The following is a 17,012-nucleotide window of genomic DNA, read 5'->3' on the forward strand; positions in this document are numbered from 1 at the left end:
TATGAAAGGATATTGAGGTTATTTGGAAGTTGCCTGAGGTACATTTTAAAGCCAACGATTAAAAATTCTAAATCCGGTTGTTTGCAAGTAGAATATTCATAACCCTATTTTGCTTGAGAGGATTACATGACCGTACGCCATCTCCCTCTTGAACGCGCTTGTGCGCTGTTGACGACGATTAAGGAATTTAATGGTCTATCGCTGCCTGATCGGGAAATGATTGCACAAGTCTGTCAGTGGCACCGCTACGAAGCCGGTGAAGAGATCTTACGCTATCATGACCATTCAACGAGTGTCTATTTCATCACACAAGGTGAAGCGCGGGTGACGTTTTATTCGATGTGTGGCAAAGAAGTCATTTTGTGCGATTTGCCCGCAGGTGAAATATTTGGTGAATTGACCGCCATTGATGGCCAGTCGCGTTCTGCGACGGTTGTTGCCAGGACAAGTTCATTGGTGGCCACCATTTCTTCGGCGGATTTCCATGAGTTGATTTTCCGCAACCGGCAAATTTCGGCAGCGATCCTGAAGCGATTGACCGGGCAGATACGTCGCCTGACCGAGCGCGTTTTCGAGTTCAGTACCTTGGCTGTCCGTAATCGTGTTCAGGCTGAATTACTTCGCCTGGCCAAAAAAAATCCTGCTGTAGCGAATAAGGGAATTATTTCACCGATACCTACCCATACTGAATTGGCCAATCTGGTGAGCACCCATCGCGAAGCGGTGACTCGGGAGTTAAATCACCTGGAAAAAGAACAACTGATTCTACGTAAAGACCATGAACTGCATATTCTCGACATGGCAAAGCTGACAGATATGGTTGAAAACGCTCGTGGCGATCTCTAAAGCTATTTTCTAGTTGCAATAAAAAAAGCACATCAAAACTGATGTGCTTTTTTTGTGAGTAATGACCTGTTACAGCAGTGGAATGATCAACAATGCCACAATGTTAATGATCTTGATCAACGGGTTGATTGCAGGACCTGCGGTATCTTTGTAAGGATCGCCGACAGTGTCGCCTGTAACCGATGCTTTATGAGCTTCGCTACCTTTACCGCCAAAGTGACCGTCTTCGATATGTTTTTTCGCATTATCCCAGGCACCGCCACCGGTGGTCATGGAAATCGCGACAAACAGACCGGTGATGATCGAACCCATCAACACACCACCCAACGCTTGCGGGCCTAGAATGACACCGACCAACAATGGAATCAGAACAGGCAATAAAGAAGGCACCATCATTTCTTGGATCGCTGCTTTGGTCAGCATATCCACAGCGCGGGAATAATCCGGCTTGCTTGTGCCTTCCATGATACCGGGGATTTCCTTGAATTGACGGCGAACCTCAATCACTACAGAACCTGCTGCACGGCCTACCGCTTCCATCGACATCGCCCCGAACAGGTAAGGAATCATACCGCCGATGAAAAGCCCGATGATGACCATGTGATTGGATAAATCAAAAGTCAGTGTGTGGCCGGCATGCTCGAGCGCATGGGTATAGTCTGCGAACAGCACCAGTGCCGCCAAGCCAGCGGAGCCAATCGCGTATCCTTTGGTAACGGCCTTGGTGGTATTGCCCACCGCATCCAGAGGATCGGTGATGGCGCGGACTGAATCAGGCATTTCGGACATTTCCGCAATACCGCCGGCATTGTCGGTAATTGGGCCATAGGCGTCGAGCGCCACGATGATACCGGTCATGGACAGCATTGCGGTTGCTGCGATTGCAATACCATACAAACCTGCCAATGCATAAGCCAGCAATATGCTGATGCAGACTGCCAGCACAGGTGCTGCAGTAGCGCGCATTGAAACACCCAAGCCAGCGATGATGTTGGTTGCGTGTCCGGTGGTTGATGCTTCAGCAACGTGTTGCACGGGCGGGAAATCCGTTGAGGTGTAGTATTCTGTGATCACTACCATCAATCCGGTCAGCACCAGACCGATCGTGGCTGCCAGGAATATACGCATGACCAGCATGCCGCCTGCAACCTCAGTGCCGTCGATATTCAGGGACATGTCGCCCATGAACCAGACCGTTACCGGCAAATATGTGAACAGCGCAATACCGCCAGCCACGGCCAATCCACGGTACAGAGCGTTCATGATCTTGCCGCCTTCGCGCATTTTGACGTAATAGCAACCGATGATGGAAGCAACGATGGATACCGCACCCAGCATCAACGGATAAATGACGGCGTCAACGGCGTTGGTTGAAAATAGCAGTGCGCCCAGGATCATGGTCGCGATGATGGTGACAGCATAAGTTTCAAACAGATCGGCAGCCATACCTGCGCAGTCGCCGACATTATCACCGACATTATCTGCAATCACCGCAGGGTTGCGCGGATCATCCTCTGGAATGCCTGCTTCGACCTTACCGACCAGATCAGCACCGACGTCTGCGCCTTTCGTGAAGATACCGCCGCCCAGACGAGCAAAAATGGAGATCAATGATCCGCCGAAGGCAAAGCCGATCAAGGGCTTGATCACGTCACTGACTGCCTGGTTAGGATCGGCGCCGTCAAATAAAGACGCACAATATCCGGCAACACCCAGCAAGCCCAAGCCAACCACCAGCATACCGGTTACGGCGCCGCCCCGGAAAGCAATGGCCAACGCTTCATTCAAGCCGACACTGGCAGCTTGAGCGGTGCGCACATTGGATTGAACCGAGACCGTCATACCTAGAAAACCGGCAGTGCCCGAAAGAAGAGCGCCCAGCGCAAAACCAATGGCAGTATCCAGACTGAGTGCGACCCACAGGGCCAGAAACAGAACGATGCCGACAATGCCGATCGTCATGTACTGACGTTTCAGATAGGCAGAAGCGCCTTCCTGAATAGCGGTAGCAATTTCTTGCATACGCTGGTTACCCGTCGATTGAACATATATGCCCCTGATCCAAATACCACTGAATACCAGGGCTAAAATCGCGCTACCGATTGCGATAATTAAACCATTCGCCATAAAGAACTCCAATTAAAGTCAGACCACATATAATCACATGTAGAATTTGGCCTAATAATTCCACATTATTAAACACTTGTCCCAAACCATACAATCAGGGCGTATTTTATCTGTTCTTATTGCCTGAGTGCATCAAATTTCAAGAAATTTGCATTGGCACCGAAGTGGGTAATGAATGTTTGCTGTTGCTGCAATACCAACCACTTGTAATACCTAATATTTCTATAGCTTGAATTCGCTCAATTTTTTTGCAACAGCCACATTCTTCAATCGAACGTAATCAGGCAATCCATTCTTGTAAGGCGGATAGTCTTCGCCTTCAATCAATGGTGATAAGTACTCGCGGCATGCCGGAGTAATGCCGAATCCATCCTCGCTGATGAATTCAGCCGGCATCATTTTCTCGACATTCGCGACATTGGATAGCTGAGCCATTCCTACGGTCCATTTATACGGTGCATTCGATTGACGAACGATTGTCGGCATGACCGAATTGTGGCCTGCGATAGCGTATTCCACGGCGGCTTTGCCCATTGCATAGGCTTGTTCGACGTCAGTTTTCGATGCGATATGACGCGCCGCGCGCTGCAGGTAATCGGCGACGCCCCAGTGATATTTCAATCCCAGACCGTCTTTGATGATGTTCGCAACGACTGGCGCGACGCCACCCAGTTGCGCATGACCGAACGCATCCCGCAGTCCCTGATCGGACAGGAAATTGCCGTCATTTCCTTTGACACCTTCGGACACAACCACAGAGCAATAGCCGAATTCTTTCACGCAGCGATCCACTTTGGCCAGGAATTTTTCCTTGTCGAAAGTGACTTCCGGGAACAGAATGACGACCGGAATTTCGCAATCAGCGCTCGAAGCCAGCCCGCCTGCTGCAGCGATCCAACCGGCGTGGCGTCCCATCACTTCCAATATGAACACTTTGGTGGATGTCTTGGCCATGCTGGCGACATCGAAACTGGCTTCACGTGTCGAAACCGCAATATATTTGGCTACGGAACCAAATCCGGGACAGCAGTCGGTGATCGGCAAATCGTTATCAACGGTTTTTGGAACATGAATGGCTTGAATCGGATAACCGAGTGTGTCGGCTAATTGCGATACTTTCAGACAGGTATCGGCAGAATCGCCCCCGCCATTGTAGAAAAAATATCCGATATCGTGTGCCTTGAATATTTCGATCAGGCGTTCGTATTCGCGCCGGTTCTGTTCCAGGCTTTTCAATTTGTAGCGGCATGAGCCGAAAGCACCCGACGGGGTGTGGCGAAGTGCGGCAATTGCTGCGGCTGATTCGGCATTGGTGTCGATCAGATCTTCGGTCAACGCACCGATAATCCCATTGCGTCCCGCATAAACATTGCCGATTTTGTCGGAATGCTGGCGCGCTGTTTCCAGTACACCCGCGGCTGAGGCATTGATGACTGCCGTGACGCCCCCAGATTGAGCATAGAAAGCATTTTTTGTTGCCATTGTGATCTCCTGATTGATGAAGTCGTAAGTGAGTGATTTATTTGTCTGACGTACAAAAACTCAGGCACAAGCAAGGCTGTCCTGAGTTTTGAACTGTTTTATGTGCAATTCCGAATGAAGCCAGGCGGATTTGTTATTTCAGCGCGGCAAGAATGCGATCGCGTATTTCTTCCACTGTGCCAATGCCAGCTATTTTGATATAACGCGGAGCCCCGCTGCCACCGCTGGTTGCCCATTTTGAATAGTAATCCACTAAAGGTTCGGTTTGTTCATGGTAAACCTCCAACCGCTTTCTGACCGTTTCTTCCTTGTCATCATCGCGCTGTATCAGCGATTCTCCGGTAATATCGTCCTTTCCCTCAATTTTGGGGGGATTGAAATCGACATGATAGGTGCGGCCGGATGCTGGGTGCACTCTGCGTCCCGACATGCGTTTGACGATTTCGGCGTCATCAACATCAATTTCGACCACATAATCGATCTGAACGCCGGCTGCCTTCATGGCATCGGCCTGTGGAATCGTGCGGGGAAAGCCATCAAATAGGAAACCCTTGCTACAGTCCGGTTCAGCAATGCGTTCTTTGACTAAATTGATGATGATGTCGTCGGAAACCAGCCCACCTGCATCCATAATTTTTTTCGCCATGACACCCAATTCGGTGCCGGCCTTGACCGCGCTGCGCAACATGTCGCCGGTAGAAATTTGCGGAACCCCAAAATGTTCCTTGATATAATTGGCCTGCGTGCCTTTACCGGCGCCGGGGCCGCCTAATAAAATGACTCGAATGGTTATTCTCCCTTTGTTCCAATTAACATGATATTGAGTGACTGTCGCGGCTGATTTATCTGTGCCGCTTCAATGAGATCACGCGATTATATCTCAGGCAAAGCAGATACTCGAGTTTTTTACCGCGGTAAGAAGGATGAAGTTTGTCCCCTTCAAATTGAATTACATTGATATCATGCAGCTTATGCGATAATTTGACCGATTCTTAACAGGAAAAATCATGGACGAAAACAGAAGTAAAGCGCTTGATGTTGCGCTGGCCCAAATTGAGAAGCAATTTGGCAAAGGTTCCATCATGCGATTGGGTGCCAATGATGTCGCCTATGATATACAGATCGTCTCCACCGGCTCCCTCGGGCTTGATATCGCATTGGGTGTCGGCGGGTTGCCGCGCGGTCGGATCATTGAAATTTATGGGCCTGAGTCATCGGGTAAAACCACATTGACGCTGCAAGTCATTGCCGAGATGCAAAAATTGGGCGGAACCGCCGCTTTCATCGATGCGGAGCATGCGCTCGATCCACAGTATGCGCAGAAAATTGGCGTCAATGTGCAGGAGCTGTTGATATCGCAACCTGACAATGGCGAACAAGCGCTGGAAATAGCCGACATGCTGGTGCGTTCCGGCTCTGTGGACATTATCGTGGTTGACTCTGTGGCAGCGCTCACACCACGGGCGGAAATCGAAGGCGACATGGGTGATCCGCAAATGGGATTGCAGGCCCGTTTGATGTCCCAGGCGCTGCGCAAACTGACCGCCAATATCAAGCGCAGCAACACGATGGTGATCTTCATCAATCAGATTCGCATGAAAATTGGCGTGATGTTTGGCAATCCGGAGACGACGACCGGCGGCAATGCGTTGAAGTTTTATGCCTCAGTGCGCTTGGATATTCGCCGTACCGGGGCGATCAAGAAGGGGGAAGAAACCATAGGCAACGAAACCCGCGTGAAAGTGGTCAAGAATAAAGTGGCTCCACCCTTCAAGCAGGCGGATTTTGATATTTTGTACGGAGAAGGCATTTCGCGCGAAAGTGAAATCATCGAACTGGGTGTATTGCATAAGCTCATCGATAAATCAGGCGCGTGGTATGCCTATCAAGGTGAGAAAATCGGCCAGGGCAAGGATAATGCGCGTGATTACCTGAAAGAGCATAAGGATATCGCCCGCGAAATCGAGCAGAAGATTCGAGCGATCGTAGGCATCGTTGAACCGAATTCGGCTACGAAAGAGAAGGCTGAAAAGGACAAAGCTGAGAAAGAGAAATAATCGGTCAATATGCGCTCAGCTCTGGAAATGCGTGCCCTTCGCTATCTGGCGCGGCGTGAGTATTCCCGTACGGAGCTGGAACGTAAGCTTTCTGGGCCTGACCGCTTAGTTGCGCCGGAAATATTGGCGGAACTCTTGGATAAGCTTGAACATGACGGTTTGTTGTCGACCAAGCGTGCTGCCGAGCAGATCATTCGCGCCAGCCGATCACGTTTTGGCAGTAAACGAATTATTCATGCGCTGAGAGAAAAAGGCATCGATGCAGAATGCATTCAAGAAGCATTACCCAGTCTGAAGGAAACCGAGCAGGATGCCGCGTTCGCAGTCTGGCAGAAAAAATTCGGCAAAGCACCGGATTCCAAAGAAGAGTGGGGAAAACAGATGCGATTCATGATGAACCGAGGTTTTTCAATCGACGTGATCCGACACGTTTTATCGCAAGCACGCGAGGAGAATGAATGAAAACAGTATGGGTGCGGCTGCTATTGATGCTGGTGATCGGATTGACGCCACACGGAGTGAGCGCCGATGGCATCGTTGCGATTGGTAAAATCAATGCAGCTCCGGTCGATTTCGACGATAAGGAAGTGCGCCTGAGGGGTATCGCACAAAACCCGACACGCTTGCCGTTGATCGATTTAAAATCCTACGTATTGAAGGATGCCAGCGGAGAAATCATGATTCTGACGGAATCGGATCTGCCCAAGATGAATGAAGAAATCACCATTCGAGTCAGAATCAAAAGCGTGGCCATCATCAGAGGCGAAGCGCTGGGTCTGACGGCCCTTGAACTGGAACGATACGATCAACTACACGAACTATGAAAAGCAGCGAAATCCGACAAAAATTTCTCGAGTTTTTTGAATCGCATGGACATACCATCGTGGACTCGAGTCCGCTCGTGCCGAATAATGATCCCACGCTGCTGTTCACCAACGCCGGTATGGTGCAGTTCAAGGACGTGTTTCTGGGGCAAGATACTCGGCCTTACGTGCGCGCTGCCAGTTCGCAGCGGTGCGTGCGTGCCGGGGGCAAGCACAACGACCTGGAAAATGTCGGCTACACGGCACGGCATCATACCTTCTTTGAAATGCTCGGGAATTTCAGTTTTGGGGATTACTTCAAGCGCAACGCTATCTTATTTGCCTGGGATTTTTTGACGCAATCGCTCAAGATTCCGCACGAGAAACTGTGGGTCACCGTTTATGCGGAAGACGATGAAGCGGCTGATATCTGGCTCAATGAAGTGGGCGTCGAAGCCGAGCGGTTGGTGCGGATAGCCACTTCGGATAATTTCTGGCAGATGGGTGACACCGGACCATGCGGGCCTTGTTCCGAGATTTTTTATGATCATGGGCCGGATATTCAAGGCGGCCCGCCGGGTTCCAAGGATGCCGATGGCGACCGCTACATTGAAATTTGGAATCTGGTATTCATGCAATACAACCGCGATAGCGCCGGCACGTTGCATCCGTTGCCGAAGCCATCCGTCGACACCGGCATGGGGCTCGAGCGAATTTCCGCAGTCATGCAGCAGGTGCACAGTAATTACGATATTGATTTGTTCCAGAGTCTGATTAGGGCAGCGGCACGCGTAACCCATACCCAGAATCTGACTGACAATTCTTTGAAAGTCATCGCCGATCATATCCGCGCCTGCGCTTTTCTGATCACCGATGGTGTCATTCCGGGCAGCGAAGGGCGTGGCTATGTGTTAAGGCGCATCATCCGCCGAGCGATTCGTCACGGCTACCGATTGGGACACAAGCAACCTTTCTTTTATCAATTGGTCGAGGATTTGAGTCAGGCGATGGGCCAGGCCTATCCCGAGCTGGTGGCGGCCAAAGCCCGCGTCGCTGCGGTGTTGCAGCAGGAAGAAGAACGTTTTGCGGAAACGCTGGAACACGGTATGCAAGTATTGGAAAGCGCATTGAGCCACGATACCAAAATACTTGATGGGGAAACTGCTTTCCGGCTGTACGATACGTTTGGCTTCCCGCTCGATCTGACGGCCGATATCGCCCGGGAGCGAGGTATTTCGATCGATCATGCCGGGTTCGAGCACGCGATGGAACGGCAGCGTGAACAAGCGCGCGCAGCCAATAAATTCACGATGCAGGAGGGCATCGAGTATAGCGGTGGCCAAACTGTTTTTCATGGTTATGAAGCGCTGCAGCATGACGGACAGGTGGTGGCGATTTATAAGGAAGGCAGTTCGGTCAATTTTATCGAGGCCGGCGATGAGGCGGTCGTGGTGCTGGATCAGACGCCCTTTTATGCCGAATCGGGCGGGCAAGTCGGCGACAGCGGTGAATTGCTCGCGACGAATGGTATGTTTGTGGTGGCGGATACCCAGAAAATCCAGGCCGGCGTGTTTGGTCATACAGGAACACTGAGCAGCGGCCGACTCGTGGTCAGAGATAGGGTTCTTGCCAAGGTCAATCCGATCGCCCGGGCCAGCACGGCGAATAATCACTCGGCTACGCATCTGTTGCATGCAGCGTTGCGCAAGGTACTCGGTACGCATGTGGCGCAGAAAGGCTCGCTCGTGGATGCCAATCGCACCCGTTTTGATTTTTCCCACCATACGTCGCTCACGGCTGATGAAATTCGTGAAACCGAGCGCCTGGTGAACGAACAGATTCGGTACAACTCGGTTGTTGAAGCATCGACGATGAAGTACGACGATGCGATCAAGCGTGGCGCGATGGCGTTGTTCGGTGAAAAATATTCGGATGTGGTGCGGGTCATCGGCATGGGCGAATTCTCTACCGAATTATGCGGCGGCACGCATGTGTCGCAAAGTGGGCAAATCGGATTTTTCAAAATTATTGCGGAGTCCGGCGTCGCTGCTGGCATTCGTCGCGTTGAGGCGGTGACCGGCATCGCTGCGGTTGATTATGTGCAACAGCGCGAAGCGCAATTGCTTGAAATCGCGCAAACTTTGAAAGCGAATCCGCAAGAGGTGACCCAGAAAATTGCTCAAATCATCGACAATATGCGTCAAACCGAGAAAGAACTCAATCGCCTGAAAACCAAGCTCGCAAGCTCTCAAGGCAAGGATTTGGCGGAGCAGGCGCAGGAAGTTCAAGGCGTCAAAGTGCTGGCCGCCAATGTGGACAATGCGGACGCCAAAACCTTGCGCGATACCTTGGATCAATTGAAAGATAAGCTGAAAACCTGCGCAATCGTTCTGAGTAGTGTGGACAACGGCAAGATCACATTGATCGCGGGTGTCAGCGCCGATCTGACACGTCAGATGAAAGCCGGTGAATTGGTCAACTACGTAGCTCAGCAAGTGGGCGGTAAAGGCGGTGGCCGCCCGGACATGGCGCAAGCAGGGGGTACCGAGCCAGAACATTTGCCGGCGGCGCTGGCAAGCGTGCTGACCTGGGTGGGTAAGCAAATGATTTCGTAATTGTTGTCGGGAAACTTTGAAAATGGCTGCACTCGATCAGGATGTAGCGTTTGTATCGAGCTTCCGATCAGATGGCATTGAAATCCGCTCAGAATGCTCGTGTATCGTTCAAACTGCGCATTTCACTGGATTTTGCCCTGCTTGACCATCGCTTGTTACCGCTTATCGAGCGTTTATTGATCATTCTGCGTCACGATCCATTTGATATTGCACTACCGCTTGAGACTGAATGATTAGATCCGCTACCTGTAGATTCAGGGTAGTCACTCTCGAGAATTCAAGAATTGGAGAACTTATCATGATCAACAGTGCATCGTCTTCAACGTTGTCTCCTGTTCTCTATGTACCTCATGGCGGCGGCCCTTTGCCCATTCTGGGTGATGAACGCCATCAAAAAATGATCGCTTTCCTGACAGAAATTGCCACACAATTGAGCGAACCATCGGCAATCGTGGTCATCAGTGCTCATTGGGAAGAGGATCAAGCCACACTCACAGGCGGCGCTCATCCAGGGTTGATTTACGATTATTCCGGGTTTTCGCCTGAAGCGTATCAGATTCAATATGATGCGCCGGGGGATCCGAAGCTCGCACAGGACTTGCGACGCATGATTAGCGCTCATGACTTGCCAGCAGGCATCGATGAGCAGCGCGGGTTCGATCATGGATTGTTCATTCCGCTCAAGCTGATGTTTCCGGACGCACGGATTCCTTGTGTCCAGCTATCTCTGCTGAAAAATCTCGATCCGAAAATGCATATTGAGCTGGGAAAAGCGATTGCGCCTCTCCGTAAGCAGAATGTGCTGATCATCGGGTCGGGCATGTCGTTTCACAATATGAGAGCCTTTTTTTCCTTCAGCACCGACGGCATTGCAGCCAATGAAGCGTTCAATGATTGGCTGATCGACACCTGTACAGCGCCGAGTTTATCCTCCGAACAGCGCGAACAACGTTTGATTGCTTGGGAAAAGGCGCCGTCAGCCCGATTCTGCCATCCCCGCGAAGAACATCTATTGCCGCTGCATGTGTGCTATGGCGTTACCAGTGCTGAAACGCCGCAGGCCAACATCGTGTTTAACGACGAGATCATGGGAACGAAAGTGACGAGCTTCTTGTGGCGCTAGCTTCAGGAAAATAAAAAAATGTATTGTAGAGAGCCAAGGCAACTCATCCGTGACTACATTAATTATACTCATTGCAAGAAAGATCGTTTGTCTTGGAACGCTTATATTCAATAACCGCAAAGGAAAGAAAATTAATCAGAAAATTTATGCAGTTTTGGCATGCATGCTCGTTTGGGGACTGGCGGGGTGCGGAACCATCGACACCGTTGTCAGAGGTGATTCGGTTACCCGGCAAAACCTCAGTTACGTAAAATCTCCGTGCGCAGCCATTCCCCGAATCTACAGTGGCGTCATCTACGATATGTGTTTGTTACGCGGAAAACCCTCGCGTGCTGCGCTGTGGTTGGGGCCGGGGCCCGAACTGATGCTCGTGGATTTGGCACTGTCAGGTGTATTGGATACCGCTGTTTTACCCTACACTATCTTTGGTCAAATCTACAAAGGCTCTGTTGAGCTCAGATGAGGAATTGATCTGTTAGAATTTCTCTACTGAGAAATATACGATTGCCCAAACTCAGAACGATCATCGTTACTTTCCTGCTGAAAAAATAATCGCTCAAAGACTTGATGAACCTCCAAAAAAATGTGCATACGCCCATGATGCAGCAGTACTTGCGCATCAAGGCAGAGCATCCGGACATGTTGATGTTTTATCGCATGGGGGATTTTTATGAGCTGTTTTATGGCGATGCGGAGAAAGCTGCGAAGCTGCTGGGAATCACGTTAACGCAGCGCGGGGCTTCGGCGGGAGAGCCCATCAAAATGGCCGGGGTGCCCTATCATGCCGCAGAACAATATCTGGCCAAGCTCGTCAAGGCTGGGGAATCGATCGCCATCTGCGAACAAGTCGGCGATCCGGCTGCCAGTAAAGGGCCGGTGGAGCGGAAAGTGACGCGCATCATTACTCCGGGCACATTGACCGATGCCGCATTGCTGGAAGATAAGCGTGACTGTCTATTGCTGGCATTAATGCTGAATGATTCGACATTGGGACTGGCCTGGTTGAATCTTGCGGCAGGGCAGTTGCGCGTATTGGAAACCTTGCCGCGGCATTTGCTCAGCGAGTTGGAACGCTTGCAGCCGGCTGAGATTTTAGTGCCTGAAACGCTGACATTATCCGAGCTGCAGGATAAGAACTTGGCTCTGAAGCGACTGCCGGCGTGGCAATTCGATCGCGATAGCGCAGTCAATGGTTTGACGCGGCAATTCGAAACTCATGACTTGGCGGGATTTGGTTGTGAAGATTTGCCGATCGCGTTGTGCGCCGCCGGCGCATTGCTGGAATATACCCGCCTGACGCAGGGTTCCGCAGTTCTGCATATCACGTCGTTGCAGGCGGAGCGTGAGAGTTTGTACGTGCGCATGGATGCCGCCACGCGCCGCAATCTGGAAATATCGGAAACCATACGCGGCGAGCGCTCGCCAACTCTTCTATCCTTGATGGATACGTGTTCGACCAACATGGGCAGCCGGTTATTGCATTTCTGGCTGCACCATCCGCTGCGCGATCGTGCTGTGATCCAGCAACGGCTCGACAGCGTAGCGGCATTGATCGGTGAAGACCAAGAGGATCATCATTCGGCCGTACGCAAACTGTTACGGCAGTGCGTCGATGTTGAGCGAGTCACGGCGCGGATTGCTCTCAAATCGGCGCGGCCGAGAGATCTGTCGGGTTTGCGCGATAGCTTACAGATATTACCGGATGTGATCCTTGCCGTTGCCCCGTGCGGAACTGAGAAAATCAGTCAGTTGCTTGAGGCGATGCGCATTCCGCCAGCGTTGGCGGAACTGTTGGGCAATGCGTTATTGCCGGAGCCCGGCGTGGTGTTGCGCGAAGGCAATGTGATCGCCGATGGTTACGATGCCGAGCTCGACGAATTGCGCGCGTTGCATACGAATTGCGGTGAGTTTCTCCTGCAGCTCGAATTGCGCGAAAAAGCGCGCACCGGCATTCCTACTCTGAAAGTGGAATATAACCGCGTGCACGGTTTTTATATCGAAGTCACGCATGCGCATAGCGACAAAATTCCTGATGATTACCGGCGCAGGCAGACGTTGAAAAGCGCTGAACGCTATATCACGCCTGAACTGAAAACATTTGAGGATAAAGCGTTATCCGCGCAGGATCGAGCGCTGGCGCGAGAGAAGTATTTGTATGAAGCGCTGCTCGATGCTTTGGGACAGTACATTCACGCGTTGCAACAGTTGGCCGGAAGCATAGCCGAACTCGACGTGCTGTGCGTCTTTGCCGAGCGCGCTCAGGCGCTGGGTTATGCAGCGCCGCAGTTGACGGATGAGCGTGTGCTGATGATCGACACTGGCCGCCATCCCGTGGTGGAACGGCAGGTGGAAAATTTCGTCGCCAATGACGTTCAGCTAGGCGCCGAATCAACCGGCAAGCCGCAGATGCTGGTGATCACGGGCCCGAACATGGGCGGTAAATCGACGTATATGCGGCAAGCCGCGCTGATTGCATTGCTGGCGCACTGCGGGAGTTATGTTCCGGCAAGAAATGCGTGCCTGGGAGTGCTGGATCAAATCTTTACCCGCATTGGCGCGGCGGATGATCTCGCCAGTGGTCGTTCGACGTTCATGGTCGAAATGACCGAGACCGCCAATATTCTGCATAACGCCACTGCCCAGAGTCTGGTGTTGATGGACGAGGTCGGGCGCGGCACCTCGACATTTGACGGGCTGGCGCTGGCGCTGGCGATTGCGCGGCATCTGGTGAATAAGAATCGCAGCTTCACGCTGTTTGCCACGCATTACTTTGAGCTCACCAAGCTGGCTGACGAGTTCAAGTCCATCTGCAACGTTCATTTGGATGCAGTGGAATATAAACACCGCATCGTCTTTTTGCATAAGGTTGCGGACGGCCCGGCCAGCCAAAGCTATGGCTTGCAGGTTGCTGCGCTGGCAGGCGTTCCTGACGCGGTGATCAAGCTGGCCAAGAAGCATCTGATTCGATTGGAACAGGAGAATATTACCCGGCAGCCTCAGATGGATCTGTTTTCTGTGCCCGCACTTGAGTCTGATCCTGAATCAGAGGAAGATCAGCCGCGCCAGCACCCGACCATCGCGATGCTGAACGAGCTGTCGCCGGATGAGCTTACTCCCCGGCAAGCGCTTGAGCAGTTATATGTTTTGAAAAAAATGCTGGAAGCTGGAAAATAGCCGCTGGCAGATGAGAGAATGGATATGGCCTAATGTTCATGACCATGGGCGCCATGCACATGCTGATGCGAAATTTCTTCCGGCGTGGCGATACGAACATCGGTCACTGTGCATGCAAAGGTTAGTTTCATGCCTGCAAACGGATGATTGCCATCGACAATTACCGAGTCATCGGTTACATCGGTCACTTTATAAATAACGACATCGTTCGAGCCTTCGACGCCGCCTTCAAAATGCATGCCTGCAGTCACATTCTCTGGAAATGAACTGCGCGGTTCGACGCGGATCAGCTCAGCATCATACTCACCGAACGTATCCTCCGGTTCCATCGACACCGAGCAGGAAAAACCTATTTCCATGTCATGCAATGCTTCTTCTATCATCGGAAAAATGCCGCCATAACCGCCATGCAAATAGCTGATCGGCATCTCGGTTTTTTCCAGAACGTTTCCTGTGGCGTCTGTTAATTCATAGTTAATTGAGACTACAGTGTTTTTTTTGATGCGCATGGTGGAGCCTTCTATTAATCAATCAAAAGTAACCACATTCGATAGTTTTTCGAATGCCAATATTCAACTAAGTTCAGGCCATTATACGCACAAAGTGCTTTTCCGTTGCTCTTAAATGGTTTTTGCATGAGCAGCATGCTGAGGGGATTTTCGATAGGGTAACAAGCCGGGCGCTTCTCAGCTATCTGCCCCTGAAACAATGGTTTTGCTAAGCTTGGCGCCGTGATAATCTCTATCGGGTAATTTTAAAGCACATCGCTATTCCGCGCTTGTCTCAGAAAGGAGAACATCGGTGTGCGATCATGACGATGAATCAATTTGAAAATAAAAGATTGAACAATCTGTGGAGATAATAAATGAACGAGCTCATGAAAAAAATCATTGCAGCGGAACAAGAAAAAAACTCAAGCGGAAAATTTGATCCCGTTCCTCGGGTTCTGAAGCTTGTTTCATCAGCAGGGAAACTTTCCCGGACAGTGGCTGGCAGAGAAGATTGCAGAATTGATGTGGGGTGCTGCATCGTCGATATTCTGGTTCTTTCGGTCGATAACAACGCCAGCATCGAACAATTCTTGACGGCATCCAATTTATCCAATATCGATGACAGCCACGACAGCGCCACCAGCTACATGTATGAGCTATGGCAAGCATTGGGCCTGCTGTCTACCGCTATCACGGCAGGAAATGACTACCGGTCGATTCTGGACGACATGTTGATCATATTGGCCGGTGTAGCGAGGTTCTCGAATTATTCTCTCGAAGAATGCGTGAAGATGGCTTACTCTCATTTCAGCCATTGAGTGCGGAAGCGTTTTAGCCAGGTCTATTTTTCACCATTTCAGTCAGCCAGGGTGTTGATGGCCTATATGTAATTTCCGTTTCCAACGCTTCGGGCCAGCATACATATTCTGGTGCTGTTGCTTGGAGCGGCAAGCATGATCATTGGCATGATTGCTCATCAGTTTTATGATCATGGACTCCGAGTGCCGGTGTCCACTGACTGATCACGAAGTCACGTGGATCATGACACGCCTCGATGTGCGCGCCACTGATGCTGCAGAGCGTTATGCGCTGGCGTTGGGAGGATGCGCTGTGATGATTTTGTCATAGGGATCCCTGGCATCCCTTACTTTCAATATTCGCATCAAATCAGCGTTGGATCGAGCCACGCATCTCGAGCGTGATCTGCAGCATGCGGAGCGAAGCGCCTTGGGAGGGGCGCATGGTGGCTGGCCGGTACATGAAATACGTAATCCCCTCGCAGCCATACGCCTGAAAGCCGAGAATGCATTGGCGGGAGGGATGGAACGGCGCACCGCACCGCCGCGGCCGATTCTTAGACAAATAGATCGATTGGAAGGATTATTGGCGCGTTTGCTGTTGTTAGCGCGATCGATAAAACCAGACATCCAAAAAATCGATATTCCTGAGTGCTGTTGTTCGTTCGCTATCCCACAACAAATGTGACCTCGCGAACCGACTTATATTTGTTTATTCGCTAAATTTATTTTTCGAGCCCTTTCATTAATTATATTTGAGATCATAAAATGAATAAGTTAAATAAAAATAGTGTCTTATCGTTAATTGTCAGCTTGATTATTTCAATTTCTTCAATTGCTTGTTCTGGTGGTACGAGCCCTAGTGCCGAACGAGAAGCCGATCGGTTGGAAAATAAAGCGGATCAAATCAGAAAAGAAGATGAACAAATTCGTAAAGCAAATGAAAAAGCTGGGGAAGCAGTAGCTGATAAGAAAGAACAAGAGGCTAAGCAATTAAGAAAATCCGCTGAAGAAAGAGCTGATCAGATCGAAGATGATGCGGATAGGATCAGAAAAGCCACTGAGAAATAAATCATTAATTGTTACAAATTATTTTTATTCACAGGCTTATGTAATGGAGGAATAATAAAGTGAAATTATTTAATTTATTTTTTAGTGTTTTACTCTTCAGTATGCTTTCCTCTCATGTCATGGCGCAACATGATCAGTTAAAGAACGCTATTTCACATGCGGAAGAAGCAGTCAATGCTCCTACCGGAAAAGAAATTTTAGCGCACGCGAACGCCGCTAAAGCTGCTGCGTTAGAAGCTAAAAAAATGGGCGACTTTTCTGATGATGCCAAGTATCACCTTGAAGCGGGAATTATCAGTTTAGAACGAATAATTGAAAAAGGTGGTAGTGACGCTATAAATGAGGCGCATAAACAAGCGAATGATGCCGCCAAACATTTCAAAGAAATTAGCATTCAAAAGAAATGATTTAGCAAAATTAACAGAT

19 protein-coding genes are annotated in these 17,012 nt (G+C 50.4%); 14 read left to right on the forward strand and 5 right to left on the reverse strand.

Translation table 11 applies throughout. The features are described 5' to 3' along the window. Positions 1 to 126 precede the first annotated feature (126 nt). A complete protein-coding gene (locus ABF87_RS00365) occupies positions 127 to 846 on the forward strand; it encodes a Crp/Fnr family transcriptional regulator (RefSeq protein WP_160827143.1) in 720 nt (239 codons plus the stop codon). Positions 847 to 915: 69 nt separating this feature from the next. Here the strand turns inward: ABF87_RS00365 and ABF87_RS00370 are convergent, their stop codons facing one another. The 3 genes from ABF87_RS00370 to adk form a co-directional block, all read right to left on the reverse strand. Beyond that, a complete protein-coding gene (locus tag ABF87_RS00370; RefSeq protein ID WP_160827144.1) occupies positions 916 to 2,973 on the reverse strand; it encodes a sodium-translocating pyrophosphatase in 2,058 nt (685 codons plus the stop codon). Positions 2,974 to 3,195: 222 nt separating this feature from the next. Next, positions 3,196 to 4,455, reverse strand: coding sequence for a 6-phosphofructokinase (locus tag ABF87_RS00375; protein WP_160827145.1), 1,260 nt, complete (start codon positions 4,453 to 4,455; stop codon positions 3,196 to 3,198). 133 nt (positions 4,456 to 4,588) lie between these two features. Beyond that, positions 4,589 to 5,242 carry an adenylate kinase gene (adk, locus tag ABF87_RS00380; protein WP_160827363.1) on the reverse strand — a complete coding sequence of 218 codons (654 nt, stop codon included), beginning with the start codon at positions 5,240 to 5,242 and terminating at the stop codon, positions 4,589 to 4,591. A 220-nt stretch (positions 5,243 to 5,462) separates the two neighbouring features. Between adk and recA the strand changes: the two genes are divergently transcribed. From recA to mutS, 8 genes are all read left to right on the forward strand, one after another. Continuing rightward, positions 5,463 to 6,512, forward strand: a complete 1,050-nt coding sequence (gene recA, locus ABF87_RS00385; protein ID WP_160827146.1) for a recombinase RecA — start codon at positions 5,463 to 5,465, stop codon at positions 6,510 to 6,512. Between the two features lie 9 nt (positions 6,513 to 6,521). After that, a complete protein-coding gene (gene recX, locus ABF87_RS00390) occupies positions 6,522 to 6,974 on the forward strand; it encodes a recombination regulator RecX (protein WP_160827147.1) in 453 nt (150 codons plus the stop codon). Then, positions 6,971 to 7,336: a hypothetical protein gene (locus tag ABF87_RS00395; protein ID WP_160827148.1), complete on the forward strand. Its 366-nt coding sequence runs from the start codon at positions 6,971 to 6,973 to the stop codon at positions 7,334 to 7,336. Before recX ends, ABF87_RS00395 begins: the two co-directional genes overlap by 4 nt. After that, entirely contained in the window at positions 7,333 to 9,930 is a 2,598-nt protein-coding gene (alaS, locus tag ABF87_RS00400; RefSeq protein ID WP_160827149.1) for an alanine--tRNA ligase, read from the forward strand. The genes ABF87_RS00395 and alaS overlap by 4 nt, the downstream gene beginning before the upstream one ends. 71 nt (positions 9,931 to 10,001) lie before the next feature. Next, the gene (locus tag ABF87_RS00405) at positions 10,002 to 10,163 is read left to right on the forward strand and encodes a hypothetical protein (RefSeq protein ID WP_160827150.1); all 162 of its coding nucleotides are present in this window, start codon (positions 10,002 to 10,004) and stop codon (positions 10,161 to 10,163) included. 65 nt (positions 10,164 to 10,228) lie between these two features. Further along, entirely contained in the window at positions 10,229 to 11,053 is an 825-nt protein-coding gene (locus tag ABF87_RS00410; protein WP_160827151.1) for a class III extradiol ring-cleavage dioxygenase, read from the forward strand. 49 nt (positions 11,054 to 11,102) lie between these two features. Continuing rightward, the gene (locus ABF87_RS15190; protein ID WP_205012638.1) at positions 11,103 to 11,516 is read left to right on the forward strand and encodes a YceK/YidQ family lipoprotein; all 414 of its coding nucleotides are present in this window, start codon (positions 11,103 to 11,105) and stop codon (positions 11,514 to 11,516) included. A gap of 104 nt (positions 11,517 to 11,620) precedes the next feature. Beyond that, positions 11,621 to 14,227: a DNA mismatch repair protein MutS gene (gene mutS, locus ABF87_RS00420; RefSeq protein ID WP_160827152.1), complete on the forward strand. Its 2,607-nt coding sequence runs from the start codon at positions 11,621 to 11,623 to the stop codon at positions 14,225 to 14,227. A gap of 29 nt (positions 14,228 to 14,256) precedes the next feature. Here the strand turns inward: mutS and ABF87_RS00425 are convergent, their stop codons facing one another. Then, positions 14,257 to 14,736 (reverse strand): peptidylprolyl isomerase, encoded by a 480-nt coding sequence (locus ABF87_RS00425; protein ID WP_160827153.1) that lies wholly within the window; start codon positions 14,734 to 14,736, stop codon positions 14,257 to 14,259. Positions 14,737 to 15,092: 356 nt separating this feature from the next. On the opposite strand from ABF87_RS00425, the gene ABF87_RS00430 reads away from it, so the two are divergent. Then, on the forward strand, positions 15,093 to 15,536 hold the full coding sequence (locus ABF87_RS00430) for a hypothetical protein (protein ID WP_160827154.1): 444 nt from the start codon (positions 15,093 to 15,095) through the stop codon (positions 15,534 to 15,536). A gap of 42 nt (positions 15,537 to 15,578) precedes the next feature. Here ABF87_RS00430 and ABF87_RS15195 read toward each other — a convergent pair whose 3' ends face one another. Beyond that, positions 15,579 to 15,710 (reverse strand): hypothetical protein, encoded by a 132-nt coding sequence (locus tag ABF87_RS15195; protein WP_275689390.1) that lies wholly within the window; start codon positions 15,708 to 15,710, stop codon positions 15,579 to 15,581. Here ABF87_RS15195 and ABF87_RS00435 point away from each other — a divergent pair. From ABF87_RS00435 to smbP, 4 genes are all read left to right on the forward strand, one after another. After that, positions 15,703 to 15,846: a hypothetical protein gene (locus tag ABF87_RS00435; RefSeq protein WP_160827155.1), complete on the forward strand. Its 144-nt coding sequence runs from the start codon at positions 15,703 to 15,705 to the stop codon at positions 15,844 to 15,846. The two genes, ABF87_RS15195 and ABF87_RS00435, sit on opposite strands and share 8 nt — an antisense overlap. A 45-nt stretch (positions 15,847 to 15,891) precedes the next feature. Beyond that, positions 15,892 to 16,203 carry a histidine kinase dimerization/phospho-acceptor domain-containing protein gene (locus ABF87_RS00440; RefSeq protein ID WP_160827156.1) on the forward strand — a complete coding sequence of 104 codons (312 nt, stop codon included), beginning with the start codon at positions 15,892 to 15,894 and terminating at the stop codon, positions 16,201 to 16,203. 80 nt (positions 16,204 to 16,283) lie between these two features. Then, positions 16,284 to 16,586, forward strand: a complete 303-nt coding sequence (locus ABF87_RS00445) for a hypothetical protein (protein WP_160827157.1) — start codon at positions 16,284 to 16,286, stop codon at positions 16,584 to 16,586. A gap of 59 nt (positions 16,587 to 16,645) precedes the next feature. Then, on the forward strand, positions 16,646 to 16,993 hold the full coding sequence (gene smbP / locus ABF87_RS00450; protein ID WP_160827158.1) for a small metal-binding protein SmbP: 348 nt from the start codon (positions 16,646 to 16,648) through the stop codon (positions 16,991 to 16,993). Positions 16,994 to 17,012 lie beyond the last annotated feature (19 nt).

Origin of the sequence: Nitrosomonas sp. JL21 (genome assembly GCF_009833095.1) — a bacterium.
In the GTDB taxonomy this organism is placed as follows: Bacteria; Pseudomonadota; Gammaproteobacteria; order Burkholderiales; family Nitrosomonadaceae; genus Nitrosomonas.